Genomic DNA, 25160 nt, shown 5'->3' with positions numbered 1-25160 from the left:
GGGTTTGCTGGGGGCTTACGCGGTTTTGGGACGCAACATAGATTTAGCGGCATGGCCGCTTGTCGGCCAAACCAGACATTGAGTGCGAGGAGATCAAACGGCAGCTATATTGGCCGGAGCGGACTTTGACTTGTAAAGCTCAGTTGGGCCGCAACGCGTCGATAAGCGGTCTCTCTGGCTGAGAAACCTGTCTTCGTGAAGCCTGCTTGTATACTTATTAGGCTTTTGGAAATTCCACACTTCTCTACCGATTGAGGCTGATCATTGTTAGTACTGTTGAGTCAGGTAATTTGACAGTCTGAGCTATGACCTCAAGACGATAGGTTTGCGGTCCAGAGATCCAACGGTTGGCAGGCTCAGCTTTTGGCCGAGTAATACCCCCGCCAACTCCGAACAACATCTCAAATGCAGCGGTATCGTGGTGAACCTGACCTACCACATAAAAATCAGAAGGAAACGACAAGCTTCTTTGATGCCAAACAAGCCCCCTATTTGAATGGCACGCCAGACAAGCAGGAGCGGAATACTGTTTGACCAGTTTGATTGCTGCTGCGGTCAAACTGCAGCTGAACTCCTTGCTAAGTTGGTTGGCAACGTCCAAATTTGCCCTCCGGCCTTTAAGCCAAGGATCAACCAAATAGGTTGGAAGAATAAGCTGACTTGCATAATTATTGGCATGTCCTTCCACGGATTTCGCCTCGGAGTTCTGGGGGCCGATGTCTTCCTTGGCACACAGGAACACGCCTCTGTCTCGGTCACAAATCCAGTGGGCGAGTTCATGGGCAAGTGAAAAACGCTGACGTCCCTGACTGCTCGTGGAACTAACACTAATAATGGCGCTATCTCCGCGAGCTACCAAGCGTGCTTCACATCCTCCAAGAGGGCGGAATTTGACCTCGGCGCCTTTATCGTTAGCGATCGCCACGAGGTCGATATGAGAGGGGTCAGTGACGCCGTATCCCCAGAGCAACTGCTCTGCAGGCGAAAGCTGCCGACGATCAATGTTCATTTAAATTCGATTTAATAGCCCCCATCGCCACAAGGTCATCATAGAGGCTTCGCCAATCCTCGTCAGTCTGCTTTTTGCCTTCGCGGAATGCTAATCCAAGACTCGCATCTGACTGGAAAACCGACTGAACAATTTGTTTAATTCGCTCGATAGGAAGGCCCATTGTTAAGGCCATTTCTGGGCTTGCCTTCGATTGAACACGGCCCTTCGCTAGAGCTAGACGATGGCGCAGAGCCGCTGCCGCTGCTTTCTGCATACCAGCGCCTACCTCAGAAGCGGCAGCTTCCAAGTCCACTCCATCAGCTAGGGCCTCAAGGCGCAACTCCTCGTCAGTCATAGCCAAAAGATCATCAATAGCAGCGATCCGTAGTGCCGCCAGTTCACGGCGTTCCTTAGATGATTTCATGGCTTTCTCTTCTCTGGAAAAAGTTTGTCAAGGCCACGACGAAACCGCCTCCTTGCTGTGTCATATTGGCTTTGGGTCATTCCGGAAAGTTCGCGTACTTCAGAGGCCGGTAAGTCGTCCTTAATGCCCATAAGAATCCAATTCACTTCTTCATCCTCGGCAAAATTATCATCGATCTCGCCAACTATTGCTTTGACTTGCTCTTCCCGCTCGTTGGCCTCCTCTAACTCCAAAGCCTGGGTAACGATATCCGGGTGGTAATGCTCAGATTGCGCCAACACCTGCTCAACACTGACCGCTTCCGTGGCCAATTCTTCTATCCTATCGGTAACCCTCTGCCCGGCTGATTCGCGGGAGTCATTAGCGATTCCTTGAATCGTTCTCATCATAAAAGCGATAAAAGGAACGTTCCTAGGCCAGCGGCGACCTCTATCTCCAGAGGCTGCGTTCATAGTCCGGATGACAGCTTCGTTGATGAGCTCCTGAGGAGTCTGATACTCGGTTCCCGGCAAGCAATAGGTTGCTGCTTTGCGAAGACGATAATTATCAACGTCAGATAGTGCTGCGATAGCCGAGCGCACATCATCCGGTGTAGCTGTGTCGTTAGGAAGTTCGTTGTGTTCCAAATCTTTTCTCGTTGGCTTTTACATATATGCGGGGGACTTTCTCAACTCGGACACACAAAGAGTGATGTCCGGTTCTTTCAACTCATCCGCATATGTAGTTAGGTAGCTGTATAGGGTGGCTACCGAACGTCCACTCAGGAGAAACTACCATGCAGAACAGTAATTCCGACAACGCCCCAGGTCAAAACAAGATCTACACAATCATCATAAACGGCCGCCAACGGGAAGTCACCGGCCAGCGTATTAGTTACCGCCAAGTCGTTGAACTTGCCTTTCCAGATGATCAAGCGAACGACGCCATCGAGTACACCGTTGCCTATGCAAACCCTCACGGCAAGGATGGAACCTTAGTCAGCGAACAGGAAACTCACTTAAAACAAGGGATGATTTTCAATGTGTCCAAAACAAATCGTTCTTGACCCGGATCTCCAACGCCTCCAGCAGGAAGGCTACGAGGTCGAAGTGCGGAGCGGCCACCTTTTGGTTCATTCCGTTCCCTACGTAAATGCCCACAGAGAAGTCCTGCGCGGCATTGTAGTTACCAATCTAAGCGGCAATGTCGGAGCTTTGGGGGCACCCGGTGATCACCAAGTGTGGTTCGCAGGGGAATTCCCCTGCCACCATACCGGCGCCCCTATCGACGGGATTCGTCATACTTCCGAACGAGTGGAGCTTTGGCCTGGATTTGAAGCCCAGCACCGCTTCTCTAATAAGCCTTATGGGAAAAATGGATACCCTGACTACTACTCGAAGATGAAGAACTACATCTCCATCATCTCGAATGAGGCGAAGGAAATAGATCCGAACGCCACACCGACCACCTTCAACGTAATTGTCTCTAGCGACGAAGATGCGGTTTTCCGTTACTGGGACACAGCATCCACTCGTGTCAATATCTTGCCCATTTCAGCAAAGCTGGCCTCGGAGCGGATAGGAATAGTGGGCCTAGGCGGTACCGGGGCCTATATTCTCGACCTAGTTGTGAAAACGCCAGTCAAGGAAATTCATCTGTTCGATGGTGACACTCTTCTTCAGCACAACGCCTTCCGGGCCCCAGGTGCTGTCTCGATTGAGGATTTGCAAGAAAAACCGTCCAAAGTGGATTACTACGCTCGCCGTTATGGAGCGATGCGCTCAGGTATCGTACCTCATTGTAGGTATCTCACTGATGACAACATTAGTGAGTTGTCGGAGTTCAATTTTGTCTTTCTCTGTGTGGATAAGGGGGCGGTACGGCAATTGGTGGGGAGTCACCTGCAGACTTTGGGTATCCCATTCATTGACGTGGGCATGGACCTATGGATGGCACCGGAAGGAGAAAGCATCCTAGGAACTTGCCGCGCGACCCTCTGTACCCCAGAGAAATCGGAACATTTTAGCCGGCGAGCCTACTTGGCGCCTAATGGTGAAGATGATCTCTACCGGACCAATATCCAAGTGGCTGATATGAACGCCCTCAATGCGGCTTTAGCGGTCCTGATGTGGAAACAGCACCGCGGCTTTTACCAGAATCTGGTCAAGGCGTTCCACACCACCTACTCCATCAATTCCCATTCTCTCACCCGGGATGAGATGGATGGTGATCCGGAGGACGCAGAATGAGGGTTTCGAGCATCACGCCTCAATATGTTAATAACATCCCGGACCATTTGGAGGACGGCGTCCTTTATGTTTGTGAACGCTTCGGTACAGTTGCCCACAAATGTTGCTGCGGCTGCGGGGAAGAGGTCATTACTCCCTTGACTCCGGCTGACTGGTCTATGCGCAAGGAGAAAGGGGCCGTCTCGCTTTCTCCATCTATCGGCAATTGGAGTTTTGCCTGCAAGTCCCACTACTTTATTACACGGAATCAAGTCATCTGGGCTGGGGCGCTGACGGCAGGGCAAATCGCGGCTGTCCGAGCCGAGGATAAAAAAGACAAAGCCGCATATATTGCCGCGATCAACAGGCAAAAAGCTAAGCAGGTTTCTGTCTTCGGCAGGCTATGGCAAGCCTTTGTTGGCTGGTGGCGCTCATAATTTAGGGGCGCCGAAGGTAAGTGGACGTTGGTGGATGCCAGGGATTAAGGACTGGGAACCACCGCTAAGCGGACCGTGGCGGTTTCCCGCTTAAGGTCGGTAATGGCCGAAAAACAGTCTCAACAATTATTAATTTAAGTAGTGTAAAAGGGCGAAAGAAACGCTGATATTCAGCCACGCCACACACGAATGAATCTTTACATGCGCGGCAGTTGCGACCGCCCAATTTTGGGTGTCGCAACAGCTTTAGGCGAAGCAACATCAGCCCAACCCGCTTGCGTAATTTTGTCCGTCAGTGAAGGCAGGCTCCACGACTTTTTCAAGCGCAAACTGTTCATCCCTTCGTTCCATGTGTGCAACATACGCGGCCCAATAAGCTCGAAGCAGGGATAGTTGCGAGCAGCTTGCACAAGCTCGGGCGATATATCCACCATGGCCTCGCAAATACGCTCCACTCGCGTGCGGGTCTCCTGCGCGCCGATGCCACAAGATGTCTGCAAAAAGAGCTCCAATGACTTACCAGGAGACCAGGTGCTGCGCCCATTCACAGACATCGCAGGGGGATTCTTGCAATAGTCCTCATAAACCGTAATGGTCAGCATGTCGTACACCGGCGCAAGCCTTACATCGTCTCGGTTCTGGTACAGCAAAGCAATGTTTTTGGTGTGGCAATCGGCGTTGCGCAGGGCGTAGCTTAGCAACAGTTGGTTACCCAAATGGGAAAGGGCGAGTGGCTGGCCTGCGGGTACAGTAACGTCTTTGATGCGTTTGGCCACCCTTTCCCAAGTCGACTCATACTTCTGCTCCGGGCGTAGTGTGAGCAAGCTGCAAAGGTCTTCCATACCAAGCCGGGTGTCGCTTCCTTCAAGGTAGTCAAAACGGTGCACCACAAGGGCCTGCCCATCATCAGAAACTTCGGTCTTCGCGGCGTACCCAAAAGCGCGGTCTGCAACCTTCATGCAAAAGTGTTCATTCAAGGCAATGCCCGGTAAGCGCGCCGTTGTTCCTTTCACAATGTAGCGTTCTGTTGCCAGCGTGCCCCTTTTCGCTTCGCCTATGGTGTTTGGTGTAAGGAATTTGGGTACAACCCCGCTCACTCCCGATGCGGCAAAGCGCCACACCAGGGAAACAAACGCTTCTTCTGAGTTATCGCCACGCAAAATATCTTTGAGTTCAAATGCCAATGGCGGTGTCTTCGGGTTGGCCCCAACAGGAGCCACCTTCACTCGGCCAATCACGTTACGCCCCACAACCGAAAGCAGATTCAGCGCAGACGCGCCAACATGTGGGCCCAGTTGCTCTTGCAGGGTGCTCAGCAAGAATCCTTCTGGAAGATTCATGCGAAACAGTGGATGCAACTCTGGATAGGAGTACGACTCAGTACGAACCGGCATCAACAAAGAGGCGAACAGTTCCTGAGGTGCATCCGGGTAGTACGTCAGCACATGCTTGAAGTTATCCGGAGAATCCAGCGTGGCCACGGGTTGGTCATGTACAAACACCGTCAGCTTCATGGTTGCCCCTTCAACGTGGCCGCCATGCGCCAACCGGTTGGGCGGTTTCTTGCTGCCGTTGTGCCAGCGCATCATCTAGGGTGAACTCGGTGCGTACGGAAGCAATTAGAACCCCGTGCCCCAGCACTTCCAGCAAACGAAGTAGCTTGCGCGAGCCGAACTCGGCGACCTGGCCTGTTTCAAATCGAGCCAAAGTGGATTGCCCCATACCCGCCAGTTTGCCCAACTCTTTTTGGGTCATTCCCTTATCCCGACGTAAGCGGGCTACTTCCAAGCCCAGTTCTGGCAATGAAGTAAAAATATGCTGCATTTGCTATATTTCTCCAGTGATTTTGTCAACAAATAACGCTGTACTGAATATTTATAGCGAAGCTTTTTTGGGTCGAAAATTGGCTATCAATACAAAGTTAAGCATTTCTTCGTCGACACTTATAATAGCAAATACAGCATAATTATCAAGTACAAATCTGGTTTAGTTTGCTCGACTAGCCCCCACACACCGATCGGCGTAGACTAATTCACAAAATAAATAAAAAAGTTGTCACCTCACCTCAGGAAGTAGCGCCCATGGAAGCAATCCCTCAAGAACCCACCCCCAAAGACTTCTCTGACAAGTTCGCAAAATCGCTGACCATGTTTTTTCGCTGGTTTGCCGACACTTTCTTTGCCAAACGCTATGGACACCGGGCAGTCATTCTGGAAACCGTGGCAGGTGTACCCGGCATGGTGGCTGGCATGTGGATCCACCTGAAAAGCTTGCGGAAAATGAAAACCGGCTATGGCCCCACCATTCGAACCCTGCTTGAAGAAGCGGAAAACGAACGCATGCATTTGATGATTTTTATTGAAATTGCGAAACCCAGTGTGGGCGAGCGCATGTTGGTGTTGTTTGCACAACTGGTTTTTTGGCACTTCTATTTCGTGCTGTATGTGTTCTTCCCGAAAACTGCGCACCGCATGGTGGGCTACTTCGAAAACCAGGCCGTGGTTAGCTACACCGACTACCTGGCTGAAATTGATGCGGGCCGAATTGAAAACATCACAGCACCAAAAATTGCAATCGACTATTACAAGCTGCCCGCCGATGCCAAGCTACGCGATGTAGTCATCGCGGTGCGCAAAGATGAACAAGGCCATGCTGATGTGAATCACGACATGGCCGATCATCCGCTAGCGGTGTAATTTCAAGCGGCTGCCTGTTCCTGATTCAAACGAATCAACAGGTACACTGCAAACCCGGTGGCAACACCGGGCACCACGCCCAGCAGCAATGCCACCCAACCGTGGCGAATGCCCTTCACTTTCGCCTCGTACATCACCCACACCGCCAACACGGCCCAGGTGAAGAAAATGTCCATGGCATAACCCGAGGCATAGGGGTTCACAAAACCACCCGCAAACGCACCCACAATGTCTGGGTTGTCGATGAACGGCGGAATGCACACCAAGGCAAATGCCACGGCGAATGCCACAGCCAGTACCACCAGAAATCTGCGATATGCCGCTGTTCCCATAAACTCGAACCCCCCTTTTTATTGGTCAATTGAACCGGGTTAATTTGAATCAACACCACAATTTCACTACTATATCTCCACTGTATTCACCCACACTCAACATGCTTCGCTACCACACCATTCCTGTTACACCCTTTGCACAAAATTGTTCCCTCGTGTGGTGCAGTGAAACCAACAAGGCAGCGATCATCGACCCCGGTGGCGATTTGAACAAACTCAAGAAGGCTGTTGCCGATCGCAATCTTGAACTGCAAGCAATCTGGCTGACCCACGCGCACATTGACCACGCGGGTGGGGTGGCAGAACTTGCAGAGCAACTCAACTTGCCCATCATCGGCCCACACCAGGGCGATCAGTTCTGGATCGACCGACTGGCCGACCAAAGCCGCATGTTCAACTTTCCCTTGAGTAAGCCTTTCACACCCAACCGTTGGCTGGCCGATGGCGACACAGTTCAAATTGGCAATTGCACCCTGAATGTGCGCCACTGCCCGGGCCACACACCGGGCCACGTGGTGTTTCACTCGGAGGAAGCCAAACGTGCGTTTGTGGGCGATGTGCTGTTTGTAGGCAGCATGGGCCGCACGGACTTTCCCGGTGGCGACCATGAAACCCTGATCGACAGCATTCGCAACCGCTTGTGGCCCATGGGCAACGACACCGTGTTTATTCCAGGCCACGGGCCAGAAGGCAGCTTTGGTCAGGAACGCCGAAGCAACCCGTATGTGCGCGACCTACAGTTTTAAGGCATTGCCATGAACCTGCTGGCTGCGCTGCGGTTTTACTTGCCAAACCATGCTTTTGGCAGGCAGGTCAAACCAGTTGTCACCGCGCAACTGTGGCAAACTGCGCAGCGCATTCAACAAGGTATTCAGCACACACGCCCGCCACATTCGTTGGGCTTGGGCCTGATCATTCGCTACATGGAATGGGATGTGGCCTTGTACCGCGCAGCACTCGAAGAGGGAATGCCCCGCACCGAAGCAGGCCAGTTGATTGAAACCATCAACTGGCAGTTGTTTGGTCCGCCGATTGAATTGGGTTTCAAGCTGTCTCGCCTGCGCAGCGCAAAAGCACTGGTGCGCGCACGGTGGTTGACCAACCTCATGTTCAAGGTGATGTTCACCAAACCGTTTGCACGCACAGTGCACCCCACCAACGGTGCGGTGGCCTTTGATGTCACTGTTTGCCCGCTGGCCAATTACTTTAAACAGCAGGGCGTGCCTGAACTAACCCGCCAAGCCGCATGCAGCCTGGACCACCAAATGGCTGCGCAGTGGGGTTTGCAATTGCAACGCGTCCAAACCATTGCACAAGCGCACCCACTGTGCGACTTCAGGTTTGTGCCACCCAAAACGCCCCAATAATCGTTTTCACATCACTGACTTCACCTGCCTTGATTTGCCTCATCAACTCGGCAGGTTCAACCAGCACCACATCCAGAAACTCATTGTGGTCCAGCTGTCGTTCTTGCAGGGTTAAACCACGCGCCACATACAACTCGATCTTTTCTGTGGAATAGGAAATGACCGGGTGAATGGTGGTGATGTATTCCAGCGTTTGCGCCACATAGCCGGTTTCTTCCAGCAGTTCCCGATGAGCCGTGGCCACTGGGTCTTCACCCGGATCAATTTTGCCAGCCGGAAATTCCAGAAACACGCGGTGCAAAGGGTAGCGAAATTGCCGCTCCATCACAAAGCGACCATCATCCAGAATGGGAATGATGGCCACCGCGCCCGGGTGCACCGTGTATTCGCGCACCGATTGTTCACCATTGGGCAGGCGCACCGTGTCCTGGTTCACTTTCATCAAATGCCCGTCAAACACGCGTGTGCTGGCAATACAGGTTTCTTCCAGGTGCTTTTCAGAATTGGACATACAACGCCACATCAAAAGATTGAAACAGCACATTTGACCACATTGAGTTCTCTGCGTTAACCCTGGGCTTGCCAGTGGTAAACTCAATCGCCACCTTTCTGTAAATTTCCCTATGTCACTGCTGTCCAGCTTGCTATTGCTTATTGTGGTTGCCCGCTTGTTCGGCCGCCTGTTTGCACGCTACAACCAGCCCGAGCTCATCGGTGAAATTCTGGCTGGTGTGTTGCTGGGCCCTGCCATTCTGGGTTTGATTGAACCCAACAAAGCGCTGGCGGGTGTAACCGAGCTCGCTGTGTTCCTGATCATTCTGAACGCTGGCCTCGAAATGCGCTTTTCCGACATTGTGAGTGCCATGAAAGGCCGCGGACTGATGCTGGCGGCCATCAGCTTTTTTATTCCATTCGGTGGTGGTGTGTTGGTTGCGGCAGCATTTGGTCAGGACATCATGCGCATGATTTTTCTGGGCCTGTGTATTTCGATTACCGCACTGCCGGTGGCCGTGAAGTTGATGGACAGCCTCGGCATTTTGCACACCCCCATTGCCAAGTTTTCACTGGCCACTGCTGTGGTCAACGACGTGGCTGCGCTGTTTATTCTGGGCATTGTGCTAAACCTGCCTGAAACACTCACCCTGGGCGACGCCAGCGTGGCCGTGGGCATAGCCACCCTGAAACTGATGGCCATGGGCCTGGTGGTGGTGGGGCTGAACCAATTGCTGAACTGGCTTGAAAAACGCAACGTGAATGTGCAGGCCTTGCCAGAATCCATGATCAAAATATTTGGTCCTGAAGCCTTGTTCGGTATTGTGATTGTGTTTGTGCTGGTGTTTGGCACCATCAGCGAGGCCCTGGGTTTTCACTTTGTGATTGGTGCATTTTTTGGAGCGCTGTTTCTCGACAAGAAACACTTCATCGCCTCGCGCTACAAAGACCTGCAAGGCACGCTGGGGTCGATCACCAATGGTTTTCTGGGCCCAATTTTCTTCGCGTATCTGGGGCTCGAATTGCAACTCATCAGCCTGACTGAATGGAACTTCCCGCTGGTGGTTATTTTGGTGTCGATTGTTACCAAATTGTTTGCAGGCTGGCTGGGGGGTTTGATGGTGGGCATGGACCACCGCGAATCATTGGGTTTGGGCGCAGTACTCAACGGCCGTGGCGTGATGGAGTTGGTGGTGGCCGGCATTGCTTACCAGAACGGCTTTATTGGCCCCACCATGTTCTCAACCTTGGTGTTAATGGGCATTGTCACCACCTTCCTGACACCTATTTTCTTCAAACAGGTGTACCGGGGCAACAAGCTTGAAGAATACCGCCAGGAAAGCCGAAGCTGAGCCCTTCAACAACTCGCACAGGGTTGCTTAAAGCGCGTTTTTGGCTGCCATGGCATGCCCGGGCCAGGTAATTTCAAGCTCATAGGAAATGGAGCGTGAAAGCCCGTCGAGGTCGGGAAACAAAGTGGCGTGCGTAATGTTCATTCGGTACAGGGCCAACATGGCCTCTTTTCGAATGCTGGCCGGCAAAATGAACTTGCGGATCATCGCGGGGCCGGTCTCGTACTGTTGAATAATTTCATCAATCGGTTTGTCCAACACACCCGGCACCACAAAGGTGCCTGATTGCGCCACCAGCCGCCGATCCATCTGGTCGGGTTCGCCCACCCACATAATGTCATTGGCATTGGTTGCAAAGTAACGCTCAAAATTGCCCGGAATACGCGGGTCTATCATGTCGCGGTGAAGAGTGGCGTTGTTGATCGGCGTGGCCATCCACAACCGTGGTGTGTCCAATGCAAACACGGCCGAGTTTTTAACCGCTCTTTCCAGCGCAAAAAACGCAGCCACAAAAGGCGACTTCGTGAAGTCGAGCATGCGGGTGGGTGCGCCGTGGTGCTGCATCAAGGCAAGGCAGCGAATGTCGTCATCGAGCACACTGGCATCGGGCAAATAGTTGTGCGCCTTGCGACGAAAAATTCGAAAGGCACGTTCTTCGCGCAAACGCCAAGAGGATTTATCAGGCACGTAATTCTGAAGGTAACGCGACAGGGAACTCAGCAAAGGCCAATCTGCATCTTGCAATCCCCGAAATGCCCAACCATCACACTCGGTGCTCAGGGCAACAAATTCGTTCCAGTCGGCAATGTGTATCGTTTCCAAAAATTGGCCCCTTGAATTTACCCACTGTTCCTCAACCCGGTGGCAATCCCGTTGATGGACAAATGCACGCCGCGCGCCACGCGTTCATCCAGTTCGCCTTGGCGGTGCCTGCGCAACAATTCAACCTGCACATGGTTCAGCGGGTCGACATACGGAAAACGCGCTTGAATAGAACGTTTCAGCAAGGGGTTGTCTGCAAGCAATTCTTTTTGCCCAGTCAGCCACAACAGCCCTTCCACGGCACGTGCATGCTCGGCGGCAATGCGGCCAAACACTTTGTCACGCAGTGCGGCGTCTTCAACCATGGCGGCATAACGCGATGCAATCGCCATGTCCGCTTTGGCCAGCACCATGTTCAATGTTGACAGCATGGTGTTAAAAAATGGCCATTGCTTGGCCATGGCTTGCAACTCGAGCAAGTCGGCTTCAGTCAAACTGTTGCGCAGTGCAGCCACCGCCGTGCCAAAGCCGTACCAGCCCGGCAGCATCACACGGCTTTGTGCCCAGCTAAACACCCAGGGAATGGCGCGCAAATCTTCAATCGTCCAATCGGCTTTGCGGGAGGCAGGGCGGCTACCAATGTTCAAACTGGCAATTTCAGAAATGACCGTGGACTGTTTGAAGTACTCGAGAAAACCATCGGTGTTGTAAACCAAATCCCGATATTCTTTGAAGGCATGTTCGGACAACTTCGCCATGAGTTCCAAGTACTTGGCAGGCACTTCGCGCGTCAGCTCGGTGTGTTCAGACACCATCAGGTTCGCTGACACCAACACTTCCAGGTTACGCCTGCCCAGTGATTCAATGCCGTACTTGGCGGCGATCACTTCGCCTTGTTCAGTCAAGCGAATTCGACCATCCACCGCGCCCGGTGGTTGACCCAAAATGGCGTGGTAGCTCGAACCACCACCGCGCCCCACCGAACCACCCCGGCCATGGAACAGGCGAATCTTGATGCCGTGTTTTGCAAACACATCCACCAAACCAATTTCGGCCTGGTACAGGCTCCAACCGGAAGTGACAAAACCGCCATCCTTGTTGCTGTCTGAATAGCCCAGCATCACTTCCTGCACATGCCCGCGCGAGGCCACCAAGGCACGGTATTCGGGAATGCCGAACAAACGATTCATGATGTCGGGCGCGGCCTGCAAGTCGCCAATGGTTTCAAACAAAGGCACCACATTGACTGCAATCTCGCCCTTGGCCACATTCAACAAATGGGCTTCTTTCAACAACACCGAAAGCTCAAGCAGATCACTGACGGATGCTGTTTTTGAGATAATGCAGTTTTGAATGGCGGTGGCACCGAGAATTTGGTGTGCCAATTTTGCTTTGCGAAAAATTGCCATTTCTGAATGCGTGCGTTCGCTGTACTGTAAAGATTCACTGAACAGCAAACGGGGGGTGCGCAGTTCAGCGCACAGAAGCTCAACACGCTCGGCTTCGCCACAGGCCAGGTAATCAATTTTCCCCAGGGTGGATTGCTTGAGCAAATCAGCAATCACCTCTTCAAACACATCGCTGTTTTGGCGAAGGTCCAAAGCCATCAAAGAGAAACCAAACACCTTCACCTTGCGCGCCAGCAGCGCCAAACGACCTTCTGCAATTCGCTGCATGCCGTTGTCATTCAGCGCAGAAAACAGGGTATTCAAATCGGCCAGAAAATCAGCTGGGCTTGCATAGGCCTGGGCAGTGCACTCGCCCTGAGCCGCTTGCTGAAAGGTGGCTTCCAGCCGTTTGCGAATTGCCACACAGGCGCGGCGCAGCGTTTCATCCATGCGGTGGGCTGAATCTTCCCCCGAGGCATTGGCCAATTCGGTCAAAGGCGGGTTGGGTTTCAAGAAATAATCGGTCACGCTGAATTCGCGAATCAGGCAATTCACCTCGGCCAAATAATGCTCCAGCACCTTGCGACTTTGAATTTTCAACGTGGTGTCCAGCACCTGCGCAGTCACAAACGGGTTGCCATCGCGATCGCCACCAATCCACGAGCCCACTGTAAGAACCTTGCCCAGTGGGTCCTCATTCACTGGCAAAAAGTTGTCCGTACTGGGCAAATTCAGGAGGCTTTGCAGCTTGCGGTACACCTGCGGCACCTGCGCAAAAAAAGTGGAGTCGAAATAGGCCAGCGCATTGTTGACCTCGTCAATCACACTCAATTTGTTTCGGCGTAACAAGCGGGTTTGAAACAAGCGCTGCACAGCTGCTTTCAGTTCATCCCGCCAGGCGTTGGCCTCTTCAAGCGTCAATTGAATTTCATCGCGGTGGCGGATCAGGGCGATGATGCTTTGCTGCGCATCCAGTACGCTTTTGCGCTGTACCTCAGTGGGGTGCGCGGTAAGCACTGGCACAGATTCGGTTTGTTTCAGGCGTGCAAGCACTGCATCACGATTTACACCCACGCGTTGCAACTCGGGGATTGTGTAATCCAGACTGGCTTCGCGCGCAGGCATTCCTGCCAACTCATGCTGGCGATTGCGGCGAATCAAATGGCAGTCTTCGGCAATGTTGCTCAACATCGAAAAAATCGAGAAAGAACGAATCAGCGAAATGGTCTCGTCTTGCGACAAGGCTTCAAGCCGCGCCTCCAGTTTGGCGCGCGCTGCATTGTCATCAAACCGCCGGTACTGCACCGACAACTGTCGCACTTCTTCAATGGCTGCGAACACTGGCAAGCCCTGTTGCTCGGCAATAATTTCACCCAGCAATGCGCCCAGCAGGCGAATGTCGTCGCGCAGTTGGGAGTCTTTGTCATCGATCACAAACCATCCTCCGACCACAATGCACCAGCCCGCAAAGCCATGGCTGTGGCCGATGAAGGGCCATAAGTGCCGCTGGTGTAAGGCACAGGCTCCATGCCGTGGCTTTTCAAGTCATTCAAAATACGGTCTACAAATTGCCACTGGGTTTGCACCTCGTCCCGGCGCAAAAACAAGCCCAGGCGACCACGCAAAATATCGGTGATCAATCGCTCGTATGCATCCCGCACGGGAATTCGCCAGGTGTTGAAAAAGTCCAGGTCCAGTGACACCGGCTTCAAGCGTTCTCGCTCACCTGGCGTTTTTGCAAGCAGCTTCAGTTCAAGTTTGTCCTCGGGTTGCAGGTGAATCACCAACTGGTTGCCCACCCATTGCCCGCCCACAGGTTCAAACAGGGGCTTGGGCACATCGCGAAACTGAATCACAATTTCTGCAAAACGGCGCGGCATGCGTTTGCCAGTGCGCACCAAAAACGGTACGCCCGCCCAGCGCCAGGTTTGTACTTCGGTCCGGAAACTCACATAAGTTTCCGTGGTGGAATTGGCCGCCACACCCTTTTCATTGCGGTACTTGGGCACAGCCTGGCCTTTCACGTAACCCTCTCCATACTGACCCACCACAATTTCAGGTACGCCTGTAATTTGGGGCACTTTCAGTGAACGCAGTACCTTCAGTTTTTCATCCCTTAGCGAATTGGCCTCAAGGCTGACGGGCGGCTCCATGGCCACAATGGCCAACAGTTGCAGAATATGGCTTTGAACCATGTCGCGCAGCGCGCCAGCATGCTCATAAAAGCCGGCACGGTCTTCCACGCCCAAATCTTCGGCCACGGTAATTTGTACATATGCCACATGCTCGCGAGTGAGCAGGGGTTCGAATATACGATTGCCCAAACGCAACGCCAACATGTTCTGCACAGCCTGTTTGCCCAGGTAGTGATCGATGCGGTACACCTGCGATTCATCCAGCTTCGCGGCCACAGCTTCTTCAATCAGGGCAGATTCTTTCGCATTGAAACCCAGTGGCTTTTCCAGCACCAGGCGCAGTTTCTCGGGGTCGCGCACCGTGGGAATACAATTGATCAAATCGATGAATCGTGACGAAGGCAGGGCGGCGTAATGCACCACAGGTTCAGGGCTGCCGGCCACCGCATTGGCCATTGCTCTGCAAGATTCCGGCGTGCCAAGCACCACTTGCAAGGTATGCAGGTAGGGCAACAAAGCCGGAATCGATTCGCGTGCTGCTTCGTCGCCAGCTGCTTTCAAGAACGAATCGACTTGTGTCAAAGCCTGTTCAGGACTTAGGGTTTCGCGTTGGGCAAAAATGATTCTGGATTCCGCGGAAAAGTATCCCGATTTTGCCAAGTGCGCCAATGCCGGAATTATTTTACGCTTGGCCAAATCGCCGCCCGCCCCATGCAACACAAAGGTAAAAGCGCCAACGGGCAGGGGGGAATTGTCAGTCATTTTAATTTCCGGCTCAATTGTTCAAGTTAGTTACATTAATTGCTAGTTTTTTGTAATTATGTTACAAACAAGGCATATTCACAAGTAATCTTCTCGAGGTTTGCGCCATGGCAACTACTTTGAACCCCACATTGCAGGCGCTTCGCGAACGCATCGAAGAACGCTCCAAAGCCACGCGCACAGCCTATTTGAACAACTTGCCACAAGGCCCGCAAAACCGCACAGCTGTTGGCTGCGCCAACCTGGCCCACACCACCGCAATTTACCCAAGCACCACCAAACGCCTTATTTCATTGCACAAGTCGCCGCACCTTGGCATTGTCACTGCATACAATGACATGTTGTCGGCCCATCAGCCATTTGCGGTTTACCCTGAATTGATCGCCAAACACGCGCGTGCATTGGGCGCCACCACGCAGGTAGCGGGCGGCACACCGGCCATGTGCGACGGTGTAACCCAAGGCCGCGAAGGCATGGAGCTGTCGCTTTTTTCACGCGATGTCATTGCACTGTCAGCCTGCATTGGCCTTTCTCACGATGTATTCGACGGCGCCATTTTGCTGGGCGTGTGCGACAAAATTGCACCCGGCCTGTTAATTGGCGCACTGGGCTTTGGTCACCTGCCTTTTGTATTTATTCCCGCCGGCCCCATGGAAACAGGCTTGTCCAATGCCGAAAAAGCCAAAACCCGCCAACTGGCTGCGCAGGGCAAAGCAAGCCGCGAAGACCTTTTACAGTCTGAGGAAAAGGCATATCACAGCCCGGGCACCTGCACGTTTTATGGCACGGCCAATTCCAACCAGCTCATGCTTGATTTCATGGGCTTGCAGTTTCCCGGTGGTGCATTCGAGCCACCCAGTAGCCCGCAGCGCCAGGCGCTGATCGGTGAAAGCGTACGCGCACTTGAAAGCGCCACACGCAACCCGGCATTGAAACTGGGCACACTGGTCGACTCCCGCTGCCTGATGAATGCACTGGTGGGCCTGATGGCCTCGGGTGGTTCCACCAACCACACCATTCACTGGGTCAGTGTGGCCCGTGCGGCTGGCTACTTGATCGACTGGACCGACCTTGAAACCATTTCTAGCATCACCCCCTTGCTCACACGCGTATACCCCAACGGCACCGAAGATGTAAACGCATTTCAGGCCGCAGGCGGTACCGCAGGTTTGCTGGCCACGCTGATGGATGGCGGTTTGGTAGATGGAGACGCGCTCACCGTGTGGGGCACCACCATGGCCAACACCGTGGCCGAAGTATTGCCCACGGCTGAAACCTTTTCAACGCGCAAGCCGGGTGCATCGCGCAATACAGAAGTATTGCGCCAGCACACCAACCCCTTCCAGCCCGATGGCGGCATTCGCCTGATGAAAGGCAACTTGGGCCGAGGCGTGTGCAAGGTGTCGGCTGTTAAACCAGAACACCGATTTGTTGAGGCGCCCTGCCGTGTGTTCACCGACCAACACCAAGTGATTGATGCGTTCAACAAGGGCGAATTGACTGAACCTGTGGTGGTGGTACTGGCCCACCAGGGCCCGCGTGCCAACGGCATGCCCGAGTTGCACAAGCTCACGCCCATTCTGGGTATTCTGCAAGACCAAGGCTTGCCAGTGGCCTTGGTGACAGACGGGCGCATGAGTGGCGCATCGGGCAAGGTGTTGTCGGCCATTCATGTGTGCCCGGAAGCCAAAGCCGATGGGCCCATCTCACGGCTTCGCGATGGCGATGTGGTGCGGGTAGATGCCAATGAAGGCGTTTTACACACCACCGCCGACTTGAGCGTGCGCGAACCCATGCCTACACCTGCGCAGGCAGTCAGCCATGGGCGCGGATATTTCCAGGTGTGGAGAAACACAGTGAGCAGTGCCGAGGAAGGCGCAAGCAACCTGTTTCCCCAATAAAACAAGGACAAACCATGAACACGCAACTTTCCCCCGACACCCGAATTGAACGCACACGCAGCTGGCTGCGCCAGGGTGTGTTGCCCGTGGTGGTTATTCCCCATGTTAAACAAGGTTTGGAAATTGCCGAAGGCTTGTGTGCGGGCGGTATTACACAAATTGAAATTACACTGCGCACCCCGGAAGCACTGCAAGCCCTGGGAGAAATTGCCAAGCGATTTCCTGACATGCAAGTGTCTGCCGGCACGGTGCTGACACCCGCGCAATTTGATCAAGCCGCTGACCTGGGTGCAACGCTGTTCATCTCTCCAGGCTTTACCGAAACCCTGGCCGAACATGCCCTGAGAAAAAGCTATGCCTGGGTGCCCGGCGTGGCCACCGCTTCGGAAATGATGCGCGGGCTTGAAATGGGGTTTGAGTTGCTGAAATTTTTCCCAGCCATGGCGGCAGGCGGCCCCAAAGCTCTTGCTGGTATTACAGCACCACTGGCGGCAGCGCGCGTAGTGCCCACTGGGGGCGTAACACTTGAAAACCTGCCGCAATGGCGCGAAATCAAGGCGGTGCAAGCCGTAGGCGGCACGTGGTTAACAACGGGGTTGGATCAGGTTGCCAATGTGGCCAAGGTGGTTGAGCAACGTGCAGTGCAGGCTGTAGCAGCTTGGAACGGCACGGTGCTGGTTTAACGTGGTTATTATCAGTGCAACGTTACAGGGTGTTGCATCCAGGGTTTGTAGCTTTCAATAAAAGCTTCGATGTCGTCGATATCGGGTTCTTGGGCGGCAAGGTATTTCACCTCTTCGCGGAATTTTTCAGCGGCATCGCCCTGCAAAAACAGTTCGCGCTGATTGTTCTTGTCCACGATTTCAATGCCAAGGCTGGGTTGCCCCTCGCTCATGACCAAATCCACCACGCAGTAAAAGGGGCTATCAATCATCATTAACATCGCAAACCTCCAAATAATACTTTCAGGTTGAATATGGTGATCTATCTAGCAATTTCAAGGCCACGCCTTGGGCGTCTAACCCCTTACGCAACATCCTCCACAAGTGTTATATCGGCAAACCAATCATTCCATTGAGGCTCTTTTAATAACTGTAACACCTGTTCCGGGTGGCTTTGGCTTTCCAGTTCCATTAACAATACATTGGGTTGATTCAATCTTAAGGTGCGAGCTAGGTGGGTTGTTAGCACTAGTTTGGAGGAACAACACAAGCAACCGGGGCTAAGCCGAAGTACATGAATGCCGCGCGCTTTGCGCTCAATGTCCAGACGGAACAACTCTGCTTGAGCCTCCACAGAGGTGTAGGAAAAAATTTCGGTGCTGGCCATCAATGTAATTTTGCCAACGCCGGCCTGCTCGGAAAGCAGTGCTTCGATTCGCCGGGCTCGCGCTTCCGGGTTGCGGCCAGACACCAGGAAAACATGTGTTTTCATTTGCGCCAGAAGGCTGGCGTGAACAGCACCAGAATGGTGAACATTTCCAGGCGGCCCAACAACATGGCAAAGGAGTACACCCAGGTTTGGAAATCACCCAAACTGGCATAGTTGGATGCAGGGCCGAGAACTCCCATGCCAGGGCCCAAACAGTTGATCATCGCAATCGTGCCGGTCAGCGCTGCAATCGGCTCCAGACCCGTAAACATTTGAATCATGGTGATGGTGATGATGCTCATGCCGTACATCAACATGAAAGCAAGCACGCCTGAAATAACCTGCGAATTAATCGCTGTTCCCCGAATTCGAACCGGGTTAATTGCACGTGGATGCAAAGTGCGAGACAACTCACCAACAGCATGCTGAAAAAGAATAACAGCGCGTAACATTTTAATGCCGCCACCGGTGGAGCCTGCTGCGGATGCAAACACGCTTAGAAAGATCATGAACAAGGGTGCGAAAACAGGCCACAAGGCGTAGTCGGTGTTGGCGAAACCGGTTGTGGTAGCTACCGAGACAACATTGAACAAACTGTAGCGAAAAGCTTCACTGAAAGTAGTGTATTGCTGATGTGCCATCAAAAATACGGTGATCAGCATCACTGATGCGAACATCAAAAGCAGAAACCACTTGGTTTCCGGGCAAACAGCATAAGGTCGAAATGACTTCCCGCGCCACGCTAAAAAATGGATGGAGAAATTAATACCTGAGATCAGCATAAACGCCACAGCCACCATTTCAATCGCCGCCGAATCGAAGTAGGCGTAGCTCGAGTCATGTGAAGAAAAACCCGACAGGGACATGGTGGTACCCGAGTGCATGAATGCATCCAGCCAGGTCATGCCAGCCAACTTGTAACTGATCGCACACGCAAGCGACAACACAAAATAAACCAGATACAAAGACTTTGCAGTCTCTGTAATACGAGGGGTCAATTTGCTGTCTTTCATCGGCCCTGGGGTTTCGGCTTTGAAAACCTGCGAACCCCCCACACCCAGCAGGGGCAAAATGGCCACCGCCAGAACCAAAATACCCATACCGCCGATCCAGGACAACAAATGTCGCCAGATATTGATACTGGCAGGCATGGTATCGAGACCCGTAAGAACAGTGGCACCCGTGGTTGTTAGACCAGATACCATTTCAAAGTAGGCGTCGGTAAAACTGAGCGTGTCAAAAAACAATACTAGCGGAATGGTGCAAAATGCGGGGATCAGAGACCACACTGCCGACACCAGCAAGAAACCATCGCGAGGTTGTAATTCGCGCTTGAATCGACGAGTTAAAAAGTGGGCAAGAATGCCCACCACGAATGTAACCAAAAACCCGGTAGCAAATGCCTCTACTGTTGGCTCACCTGCAATGAACGCGTAGACCAATGGGACTAAAAAGGACACGGAAAACAGTGCCAACGCGAAGCCCAAAACGGTGACGACCGGAAATATCGAGTTCCTCATGATGCCAGCGCCACGCTAGATGAACCCCACACCGACCTGGAACAGTTTTTCCACCTGCGGCACCAATTTGCGGTTTTCTACAAAAGTAATGATGTGATCTTCAGCCTCAATCACCGTATCGTGGTGCGCCATGATCACTTTGTCACCACGTACGATTGCACCAATCACTGCACCCTTGGGTATGTCGATTTTTTCAATGGCACGGCCTACCACTTTCGACGACTTGGAATCGCCGTGCGCAATGGTTTCAATGGCTTCCGCTACACCGCGACGCAATCGGTGCACAGCCACCACATCTCCCCGGCGGATGTGCTTGAGCAATTCACTGAGTGTGGCATTCGAAGGCGCCAGTGCAATGTCGATTTGCCCACCCTGCACCAGCTCGGCATATACCTTGCGCTGAATCAGGGCGATAACCCTGCGTGCGCCCATGCGCTTGGCCAACAAGGACGACATAATGTTGTTTTCATCGTCATTGGTCAGTGCAATGAAGGTGTCTACGTCTTGCACATTTTCTTCGGCCAGCAAGTCTTCGTCGGTGGCATCGCCATACAACACGAGGGTGCGTGAGCCCAGCTGACTCGCCAGGTCTTCACAACGTTTGCGGTCGGCATCAATCACCTTCACCTGGTAGTTTTCTTCCAGGCTACGGGCCAGGCGTAAACCAATGTTGCCGCCACCGGCAATCATCACCTTGGTGACCGGTTTGGACATGCGGCGAAGTTCCGCCATCACCGTGCGCACATGCTCGGTGGCCGAAAGGCAAAACACCTCGTCGCCGGGCTGAATCATGGTGTAGCCCTCAACCGCCACAGGCTGGTTTTCGCGGAACAACGCCACAATGCGAACGTCTACTTTGGGCAAGTGCTTGCGAATGTCTTCAATGGGGTGGGAAACCAACGGTCCGCCAGCGTAAGCCCGCACAGAAACCAATGTTACTTTGCCGTTTGCGAAATCAAGCACCTGCAAGGCATCGGGAAACTCGATCAGGCGTTCAATGTGTTCGGTCACGCTTTGCTCGGGGCAAATGACGTGGTCCACATTAAAGCCCTCGTCACCATGCAAATGCGCTTGCTCCATCATTTCTGGCGAGCGCACACGGGCAATTCGGCGGGGCACATTGAACATCAGGGCAGCCATGCGGCAGGCCACCAAATTCGTTTCGTCGCTGCGAGTTACAGCCACCAGCATGTCGGCATCTTCGGCGCCTGCCTGTTTCAGCACGCGCGGCAAAGCGCCGTTGCCAGCAATGGTACGCAAATCGTAGCGGTCTTGAAGATCGGCGAGTACCCTAGGGTCCGGGTCGATCAGAGTGATGTCGTTGTGTTCGGACACCAGGCTTTCAGCGAGGCTGGCCCCCACACGCCCGGCGCCGACGATGATAATTTTCATGCGATATTTTTGCGCGCCGTGCGGCCTACTTCTACGCCCAGCTGCTTGAGTTTGCGATACAAGTGTGTGCGCTCAATGCCGGTGCGCTCGGCCAGACGCGTCATGCTGCCATTTTCCAGCCGCAGGTGGTATTCAAAATAAATACGTTCAAATGAATCACGGGCATCGCGCAGTTGGGCATCCAGGTCGAGTGTCGACAACTCGGCCAGGGCCTGGCCCAAGGGGCTTGAGTCGGGCGCTGCGGCCACACCACCACTTGCAGAAACAGATGCGCCACTGGCCTGGTTGGAAGCGCTACCCATGCCGTTGGCCTTGGGCTGGGACTGCATCAGCGCGCGAGCCGATTGCACCATTTTTCCGCGCGCCAAACCTTTCTCTACCGCACCCAGCAACTTCTGCAGGGAAATTGGTTTTTCCAGGAAATCAAGCGCACCAATGCGCGTGGCTTCAACAGCTGTGTCGATCGTAGCGTGGCCACTCATCATGATCACTGGCATGGTCAGCAGACCTTTCACTGACCACTCTTTCAGCAAAGTAACGCCGTCAGTGTCGGGCATCCAGATGTCGAGCAACACCAGATCGGGCTGCTCTTGGTCACGAAGTGCGCGCGCCTGACCTGCATTTTCAGCAAGCAGCACCGCATGCCCTTCGTCGCCGAGAATCTCGGACAAAAGTTCTCGAATTCCAATTTCGTCATCGACAACGAGAATGGTCGCCATGGTGAGAGAGTTCCTTCTTTATGCGGCCTGACTATGTTCGGCATTGTTCAAGGTGTCCTGCAACACGGGGAAAGTTAATTCCACCGCCGCACCAACCACCCGCCCTTGTGCATCTACCCTGTTTCTAATGGCTATTCGCGCCTTGTGTTCATCTGCAATTTTTCTAACGATTGCCAAACCCAAACCGGTGCCTTTGGTTTTCGTGGTGATGTAAGGCTCGAAAGCTTTTGCCAGCAGGTCGGGATTGAACCCCGGCCCGTTGTCAGCCACCACCAGCTTCACGCCCACCAACTGTTCCTGTTCACCTTCCGGTGCTTTCAAACCTTCGGTTCGCACTTCTACTTTGGGTTGATCGCAATCGACACATGCGTCTAGTGCATTTTGCAACAAATTATGAATCACTTGGCGCAACTGCGACGAATCTCCGGCCACCAGCGGTAATTTTTCAGTCAATTTTGGAATGAAGCGGGTTTCCACCTGTTCTTCAATGCCCACATGCACATCGTACAGCGCGAGCACATCGACCACCAAGTCATTCAAATCCAGCGGCTTCAGATCAGCCGGCGGCAGTCGCGCATAGTCGCGGAAATCGTTGACCAGACGTTTCAGTGATTCCACCTGGTTCACGATCGTACGGGTGGCACGCTGCAAAATGCCGGATTCCGGTTCTTGCAGCTTGTCAGCCAACTTCATTTGCAAACGCTCGGCAGAAAGCTGAATCGGGGTCAGCGGATTTTTAATTTCGTGGGCAAGTCGACGCGCTACTTCACCCCAGGCCGCCGTGCGCTGCGCAGAAATCAAAGCAGTAATGTCGTCGCATACCAGCACGTAACCGGCCTTTTCACCAGGCAGGCGAGAGCCACGCACCAGAATGGATTTCGAACTTTGCGAATCAAAAGCACGGGGAATTTCCAGCTGCTTTTGCCAAATGCCGCTTTCTTCTCCTTCATTGCCCTGGTTGTCGGCCACGCTGGCACGCACTGCCATGGCAAATCCCTCCAGGCCGGGCATGTCGTCCAATGGATGACCCTGGTTCTCGGCCAGTGAACGATCAAAAATTCGCAGTGCACCATCGTTGTACATTTTCAGGCGCAGCTTGTGATCCAGCACCAGCACACCCGCCGACAAACTGGTCAGCAAACTTTGCAGGAAATCATTGTTGGCAGCGAGCTGGTTTTGATTGGCCTGCAAGCGGCGTTGCGCTTCCGACAGCTGCCGGGTCATGGTGTTGAACGAATCCACCAACTCGCGCAACTCATCATCAGCATTCACAGGCTGCATGGTTTTGAAGTTGCCACTGGCCAGGGCTTTGGTGCCCTCGGCAAGCCACAACAAAGGCGACGATAATCTGGATGAAAGCCAGAACGCCGCAGCCACCGACACAAACACAGTGAGCAACAGTGCCAGGGTCAGCGTAATGCCATAAATTTTCCGCAAGCCCGAGCGCGACAGTTGCAGTTCCTGATAATCGCGATACACACTTTGAACCGCATTGGCCCGCTGCGAAAGTGTCGTGGGCACCGGGTGCATAATTTGTACATAGCGCTGACCCAAATCAAAACTGGTCAAAGGTGGCGCAATCGGCACCACCACGCGCATGTACAGGCGGCCGTCGGGGTCTTCGGGGTCAGGCTCAATTTGCTGAAAAGGCCTGGTCATCAGCGCCTGGCGCAGCATCACCTGCGTGGGCAGGCTGGGCAACAGGCTATCAAGTGCGCCTCCTGAACTTCCCAGAATTTGCCCGGTTTCAGACAGCAAGGTGAGTTCTTGCACATTGGCCGCATCACGAAGCCGGGGCAGTTCCAGCAATTGCTCGCTGGGTGTGGCACGAGACAATTCAATTGAAATGGACTGCCCTTTCAAAGCCAGCTCATTGATCAAACTGTCCAGCGCAGTCTGGCCAAGATTCAAACCCGATTCCAGTGCGCCGTCGACCCGCACATCGAACCAGCTATCAATACTTTTTGCCAGAAACTGCACCGACACCAGGTACAGCACAAAGCCGGGAATCAGCCCCATGAGGGCGAATGACAGCGACATGCGCAGCATCAGCCTCGAACCAAACACACCTGCGCGATACCTGCGCACCATGCGCACGATCAGCAAGATCAGAATGCTGAACAAACCCGCAGCGATGATGCCGTTCAAGGTAATCAGCAACGGGTAATTGCTTTCAAAAAAATCGGTGTTCGATGAGGCCGAGGCCAGCAGAAACAGCAAAACCCCACCTAGGCTACCCAGAATCAGCAGCGTGTAACGCAGCCATCGGGTATTTTCCAGCCAGGGATTCATTTCAAGGCCTCGCGCTTGGGTGTGAATTCAAACGACAGCCATTCTGACGATAAATCCCATTCGCTGTTGACCAGTGCACTGATCTGGAAAGGCTTGGGCAGTTCTGTCAGAAGCAGTCGAAACCGCACCTGCGCGGTGTAGGGTTGGCCGATCTGGATTCGGTCACGCGGAATAACCGCCCAGTCGCGCACCTTGGTCATGTGCTGCATGGCGTCTTCAAGCGTGGGGGTGTTGTAGGTGTTGTTGGGGGTTACTACGCGGTAAGTGCGGGTCAGGGCGTTGTACGACAAATTCAGTGGATAAGTGGTGCTGACCACTTCTTCGTCCACCCAGTACCAACGGGAACGCATCAGCTGGAAATCGACTGTGAACTGCAAAGGCAGGCCGCGATCAACGGCCTCCCGCAACTTGTAGCCCAACTCAATTTCGAATTCTGCTGCCAGGTTCCATGCCGCAGAGGCGGGAGCCTTACTGGGCTCAAGTTTAACCGCGGTGACCCGCGTTGAAGAATCAAGCTGGGCCAAACCCACGGTCAGGACACACATCAGCACCAGGCCGAGCAGCCCATGCGCAATGCGGGTCCATGACGAAGGTAGGGCCAAGCTAAATTTCAAGGCACG

At 53.4% G+C, this 25160-nt stretch carries 26 protein-coding genes; 9 read left to right on the top strand and 17 right to left on the bottom strand.

Annotation, left to right across the window (positions count from 1 at the left end; genetic code table 11):
- Positions 1-244 precede the first annotated feature (244 nt).
- The 3 genes from PY990_RS11905 to PY990_RS11895 are packed head-to-tail and all read right to left on the bottom strand — an operon-like array spanning position 245 to position 2041.
- The gene (locus tag PY990_RS11905) at positions 245-1009 is read right to left on the bottom strand and encodes an ImmA/IrrE family metallo-endopeptidase (RefSeq protein ID WP_275271784.1); all 765 of its coding nucleotides are present in this window, start codon (positions 1007-1009) and stop codon (positions 245-247) included.
- Entirely contained in the window at positions 999-1415 is a 417-nt protein-coding gene (locus tag PY990_RS11900; protein WP_275271783.1) for a hypothetical protein, read from the bottom strand. The genes PY990_RS11905 and PY990_RS11900 overlap by 11 nt, the downstream gene beginning before the upstream one ends.
- Positions 1412-2041 (bottom strand): hypothetical protein, encoded by a 630-nt coding sequence (locus PY990_RS11895; protein ID WP_275271782.1) that lies wholly within the window; start codon positions 2039-2041, stop codon positions 1412-1414. The genes PY990_RS11900 and PY990_RS11895 overlap by 4 nt, the downstream gene beginning before the upstream one ends.
- Positions 2042-2190: 149 nt before the next feature.
- Between PY990_RS11895 and PY990_RS11890 the strand changes: the two genes are divergently transcribed.
- Genes PY990_RS11890 through PY990_RS11880 form a run of 3 tightly spaced genes read left to right on the top strand, consistent with a single transcriptional unit; the run spans position 2191 to position 4059 of the window.
- Positions 2191-2460, top strand: coding sequence for a multiubiquitin domain-containing protein (locus tag PY990_RS11890; protein WP_275271781.1), 270 nt, complete (start codon positions 2191-2193; stop codon positions 2458-2460).
- On the top strand, positions 2435-3643 hold the full coding sequence (locus tag PY990_RS11885) for a ThiF family adenylyltransferase (RefSeq protein ID WP_275271780.1): 1209 nt from the start codon (positions 2435-2437) through the stop codon (positions 3641-3643). Before PY990_RS11890 ends, PY990_RS11885 begins: the two co-directional genes overlap by 26 nt.
- A complete protein-coding gene (locus PY990_RS11880; protein ID WP_275271779.1) occupies positions 3640-4059 on the top strand; it encodes a DUF6527 family protein in 420 nt (139 codons plus the stop codon). Before PY990_RS11885 ends, PY990_RS11880 begins: the two co-directional genes overlap by 4 nt.
- Before the next feature lie 197 nt (positions 4060-4256).
- Here PY990_RS11880 and PY990_RS11875 read toward each other — a convergent pair whose 3' ends face one another.
- Positions 4257-5573 (bottom strand): type II toxin-antitoxin system HipA family toxin, encoded by a 1317-nt coding sequence (locus PY990_RS11875; RefSeq protein WP_275271778.1) that lies wholly within the window; start codon positions 5571-5573, stop codon positions 4257-4259.
- A 10-nt stretch (positions 5574-5583) separates the two neighbouring features.
- Positions 5584-5883 carry a helix-turn-helix domain-containing protein gene (locus PY990_RS11870; RefSeq protein ID WP_275271777.1) on the bottom strand — a complete coding sequence of 100 codons (300 nt, stop codon included), beginning with the start codon at positions 5881-5883 and terminating at the stop codon, positions 5584-5586.
- A gap of 257 nt (positions 5884-6140) precedes the next feature.
- On the opposite strand from PY990_RS11870, the gene PY990_RS11865 reads away from it, so the two are divergent.
- Positions 6141-6755 carry an alternative oxidase gene (locus PY990_RS11865; RefSeq protein WP_275271776.1) on the top strand — a complete coding sequence of 205 codons (615 nt, stop codon included), beginning with the start codon at positions 6141-6143 and terminating at the stop codon, positions 6753-6755.
- Between the two features lie 2 nt (positions 6756-6757).
- On the opposite strand, the gene PY990_RS11860 is transcribed toward PY990_RS11865, so the two are convergent.
- Positions 6758-7087, bottom strand: coding sequence for a DUF2834 domain-containing protein (locus tag PY990_RS11860; protein WP_105027813.1), 330 nt, complete (start codon positions 7085-7087; stop codon positions 6758-6760).
- Between the two features lie 101 nt (positions 7088-7188).
- Here PY990_RS11860 and PY990_RS11855 point away from each other — a divergent pair, with 101 nt between their 5' ends.
- The gene (locus PY990_RS11855) at positions 7189-7833 is read left to right on the top strand and encodes an MBL fold metallo-hydrolase (RefSeq protein WP_275271775.1); all 645 of its coding nucleotides are present in this window, start codon (positions 7189-7191) and stop codon (positions 7831-7833) included.
- Positions 7834-7842: 9 nt separating this feature from the next.
- Positions 7843-8454, top strand: a complete 612-nt coding sequence (locus tag PY990_RS11850; RefSeq protein WP_275271774.1) for an L-2-amino-thiazoline-4-carboxylic acid hydrolase — start codon at positions 7843-7845, stop codon at positions 8452-8454.
- Here the strand turns inward: PY990_RS11850 and PY990_RS11845 are convergent.
- Positions 8423-8965: an NUDIX domain-containing protein gene (locus PY990_RS11845; protein WP_275271773.1), complete on the bottom strand. Its 543-nt coding sequence runs from the start codon at positions 8963-8965 to the stop codon at positions 8423-8425. The genes PY990_RS11850 and PY990_RS11845 overlap by 32 nt on opposite strands.
- Before the next feature lie 112 nt (positions 8966-9077).
- On the opposite strand from PY990_RS11845, the gene PY990_RS11840 reads away from it, so the two are divergent.
- Positions 9078-10298, top strand: coding sequence for a cation:proton antiporter (locus tag PY990_RS11840; protein WP_275271772.1), 1221 nt, complete (start codon positions 9078-9080; stop codon positions 10296-10298).
- A gap of 27 nt (positions 10299-10325) precedes the next feature.
- Here PY990_RS11840 and PY990_RS11835 read toward each other — a convergent pair whose 3' ends face one another.
- Genes PY990_RS11835 through zwf form a run of 3 tightly spaced genes read right to left on the bottom strand, consistent with a single transcriptional unit; the run spans position 10326 to position 15345 of the window.
- Entirely contained in the window at positions 10326-11120 is a 795-nt protein-coding gene (locus tag PY990_RS11835) for an FRG domain-containing protein (RefSeq protein WP_275271771.1), read from the bottom strand.
- Between the two features lie 17 nt (positions 11121-11137).
- Entirely contained in the window at positions 11138-13882 is a 2745-nt protein-coding gene (gene ppc, locus PY990_RS11830; RefSeq protein ID WP_275271770.1) for a phosphoenolpyruvate carboxylase, read from the bottom strand.
- Positions 13879-15345: a glucose-6-phosphate dehydrogenase gene (gene zwf, locus PY990_RS11825; RefSeq protein ID WP_275271769.1), complete on the bottom strand. Its 1467-nt coding sequence runs from the start codon at positions 15343-15345 to the stop codon at positions 13879-13881. The genes ppc and zwf overlap by 4 nt, the downstream gene beginning before the upstream one ends.
- A 107-nt stretch (positions 15346-15452) precedes the next feature.
- On the opposite strand from zwf, the gene edd reads away from it, so the two are divergent.
- A complete protein-coding gene (gene edd, locus PY990_RS11820) occupies positions 15453-17246 on the top strand; it encodes a phosphogluconate dehydratase (RefSeq protein ID WP_275271768.1) in 1794 nt (597 codons plus the stop codon).
- Positions 17247-17260: 14 nt separating this feature from the next.
- Positions 17261-17929 (top strand): bifunctional 4-hydroxy-2-oxoglutarate aldolase/2-dehydro-3-deoxy-phosphogluconate aldolase, encoded by a 669-nt coding sequence (locus PY990_RS11815; protein ID WP_275271767.1) that lies wholly within the window; start codon positions 17261-17263, stop codon positions 17927-17929.
- An 11-nt stretch (positions 17930-17940) separates the two neighbouring features.
- Here PY990_RS11815 and PY990_RS11810 read toward each other — a convergent pair whose 3' ends face one another.
- The 7 genes from PY990_RS11810 to PY990_RS11780 all read right to left on the bottom strand — a co-directional run bounded on the left by PY990_RS11810 (position 17941) and on the right by PY990_RS11780 (position 25154).
- On the bottom strand, positions 17941-18189 hold the full coding sequence (locus PY990_RS11810; RefSeq protein WP_040511986.1) for a BTH_I0359 family protein: 249 nt from the start codon (positions 18187-18189) through the stop codon (positions 17941-17943).
- 83 nt (positions 18190-18272) lie between these two features.
- Positions 18273-18680: a GTP-binding protein gene (locus PY990_RS11805; protein ID WP_275271766.1), complete on the bottom strand. Its 408-nt coding sequence runs from the start codon at positions 18678-18680 to the stop codon at positions 18273-18275.
- Positions 18677-20137: a TrkH family potassium uptake protein gene (locus PY990_RS11800; RefSeq protein ID WP_275271765.1), complete on the bottom strand. Its 1461-nt coding sequence runs from the start codon at positions 20135-20137 to the stop codon at positions 18677-18679. The genes PY990_RS11805 and PY990_RS11800 overlap by 4 nt, the downstream gene beginning before the upstream one ends.
- Positions 20138-20152: 15 nt before the next feature.
- Positions 20153-21529, bottom strand: coding sequence for a Trk system potassium transporter TrkA (gene trkA, locus PY990_RS11795; RefSeq protein ID WP_275271764.1), 1377 nt, complete (start codon positions 21527-21529; stop codon positions 20153-20155).
- Complete coding sequence (locus tag PY990_RS11790) at positions 21526-22248, bottom strand: response regulator (protein ID WP_275271763.1); 723 nt, start codon at positions 22246-22248, stop codon at positions 21526-21528. The genes trkA and PY990_RS11790 overlap by 4 nt, the downstream gene beginning before the upstream one ends.
- Positions 22249-22266: 18 nt before the next feature.
- On the bottom strand, positions 22267-24540 hold the full coding sequence (locus PY990_RS11785) for a sensor histidine kinase (RefSeq protein ID WP_275271762.1): 2274 nt from the start codon (positions 24538-24540) through the stop codon (positions 22267-22269).
- Positions 24537-25154, bottom strand: coding sequence for a DUF4390 domain-containing protein (locus tag PY990_RS11780; protein WP_275271761.1), 618 nt, complete (start codon positions 25152-25154; stop codon positions 24537-24539). The genes PY990_RS11785 and PY990_RS11780 overlap by 4 nt, the downstream gene beginning before the upstream one ends.
- Positions 25155-25160 lie beyond the last annotated feature (6 nt).

The organism is Limnobacter olei (assembly GCF_029087225.1).
GTDB classification, from domain to species: domain Bacteria; phylum Pseudomonadota; class Gammaproteobacteria; order Burkholderiales; family Burkholderiaceae_B; genus Limnobacter; species Limnobacter olei.
The sequence above is the reverse complement of the archived record's forward strand: the minus strand, read 5'-3'. Positions and strand labels throughout refer to the sequence as shown.

Excerpts from the sequence above, each read along its gene's own strand:
- PY990_RS11905 (WP_275271784.1), bottom strand. The coding sequence starts at position 1,009 with ATGAACATTGATCGTCGGCAGCTTTCGCCTGCAGAGCAGTTGCTCTGG.
- PY990_RS11900 (WP_275271783.1), bottom strand. The coding sequence starts at position 1,415 with ATGAAATCATCTAAGGAACGCCGTGAACTGGCGGCACTACGGATCGCT.
- PY990_RS11890 (WP_275271781.1), top strand. The coding sequence starts at position 2,191 with ATGCAGAACAGTAATTCCGACAACGCCCCAGGTCAAAACAAGATCTAC.
- PY990_RS11885 (WP_275271780.1), top strand. The coding sequence starts at position 2,435 with ATGTGTCCAAAACAAATCGTTCTTGACCCGGATCTCCAACGCCTCCAG.
- PY990_RS11880 (WP_275271779.1), top strand. The coding sequence starts at position 3,640 with ATGAGGGTTTCGAGCATCACGCCTCAATATGTTAATAACATCCCGGAC.
- PY990_RS11875 (WP_275271778.1), bottom strand. The coding sequence starts at position 5,573 with ATGAAGCTGACGGTGTTTGTACATGACCAACCCGTGGCCACGCTGGAT.
- PY990_RS11870 (WP_275271777.1), bottom strand. The coding sequence starts at position 5,883 with ATGCAGCATATTTTTACTTCATTGCCAGAACTGGGCTTGGAAGTAGCC.
- PY990_RS11865 (WP_275271776.1), top strand. The coding sequence starts at position 6,141 with ATGGAAGCAATCCCTCAAGAACCCACCCCCAAAGACTTCTCTGACAAG.
- PY990_RS11860 (WP_105027813.1), bottom strand. The coding sequence starts at position 7,087 with ATGGGAACAGCGGCATATCGCAGATTTCTGGTGGTACTGGCTGTGGCA.
- PY990_RS11855 (WP_275271775.1), top strand. The coding sequence starts at position 7,189 with ATGCTTCGCTACCACACCATTCCTGTTACACCCTTTGCACAAAATTGT.
- PY990_RS11850 (WP_275271774.1), top strand. The coding sequence starts at position 7,843 with ATGAACCTGCTGGCTGCGCTGCGGTTTTACTTGCCAAACCATGCTTTT.
- PY990_RS11845 (WP_275271773.1), bottom strand. The coding sequence starts at position 8,965 with ATGTCCAATTCTGAAAAGCACCTGGAAGAAACCTGTATTGCCAGCACA.
- PY990_RS11840 (WP_275271772.1), top strand. The coding sequence starts at position 9,078 with ATGTCACTGCTGTCCAGCTTGCTATTGCTTATTGTGGTTGCCCGCTTG.
- zwf (WP_275271769.1), bottom strand. The coding sequence starts at position 15,345 with ATGACTGACAATTCCCCCCTGCCCGTTGGCGCTTTTACCTTTGTGTTG.
- edd (WP_275271768.1), top strand. The coding sequence starts at position 15,453 with ATGGCAACTACTTTGAACCCCACATTGCAGGCGCTTCGCGAACGCATC.
- PY990_RS11815 (WP_275271767.1), top strand. The coding sequence starts at position 17,261 with ATGAACACGCAACTTTCCCCCGACACCCGAATTGAACGCACACGCAGC.
- PY990_RS11810 (WP_040511986.1), bottom strand. The coding sequence starts at position 18,189 with ATGTTAATGATGATTGATAGCCCCTTTTACTGCGTGGTGGATTTGGTC.
- PY990_RS11805 (WP_275271766.1), bottom strand. The coding sequence starts at position 18,680 with ATGAAAACACATGTTTTCCTGGTGTCTGGCCGCAACCCGGAAGCGCGA.
- PY990_RS11800 (WP_275271765.1), bottom strand. The coding sequence starts at position 20,137 with ATGAGGAACTCGATATTTCCGGTCGTCACCGTTTTGGGCTTCGCGTTG.
- trkA (WP_275271764.1), bottom strand. The coding sequence starts at position 21,529 with ATGAAAATTATCATCGTCGGCGCCGGGCGTGTGGGGGCCAGCCTCGCT.
- PY990_RS11790 (WP_275271763.1), bottom strand. The coding sequence starts at position 22,248 with ATGGCGACCATTCTCGTTGTCGATGACGAAATTGGAATTCGAGAACTT.
- PY990_RS11785 (WP_275271762.1), bottom strand. The coding sequence starts at position 24,540 with ATGAATCCCTGGCTGGAAAATACCCGATGGCTGCGTTACACGCTGCTG.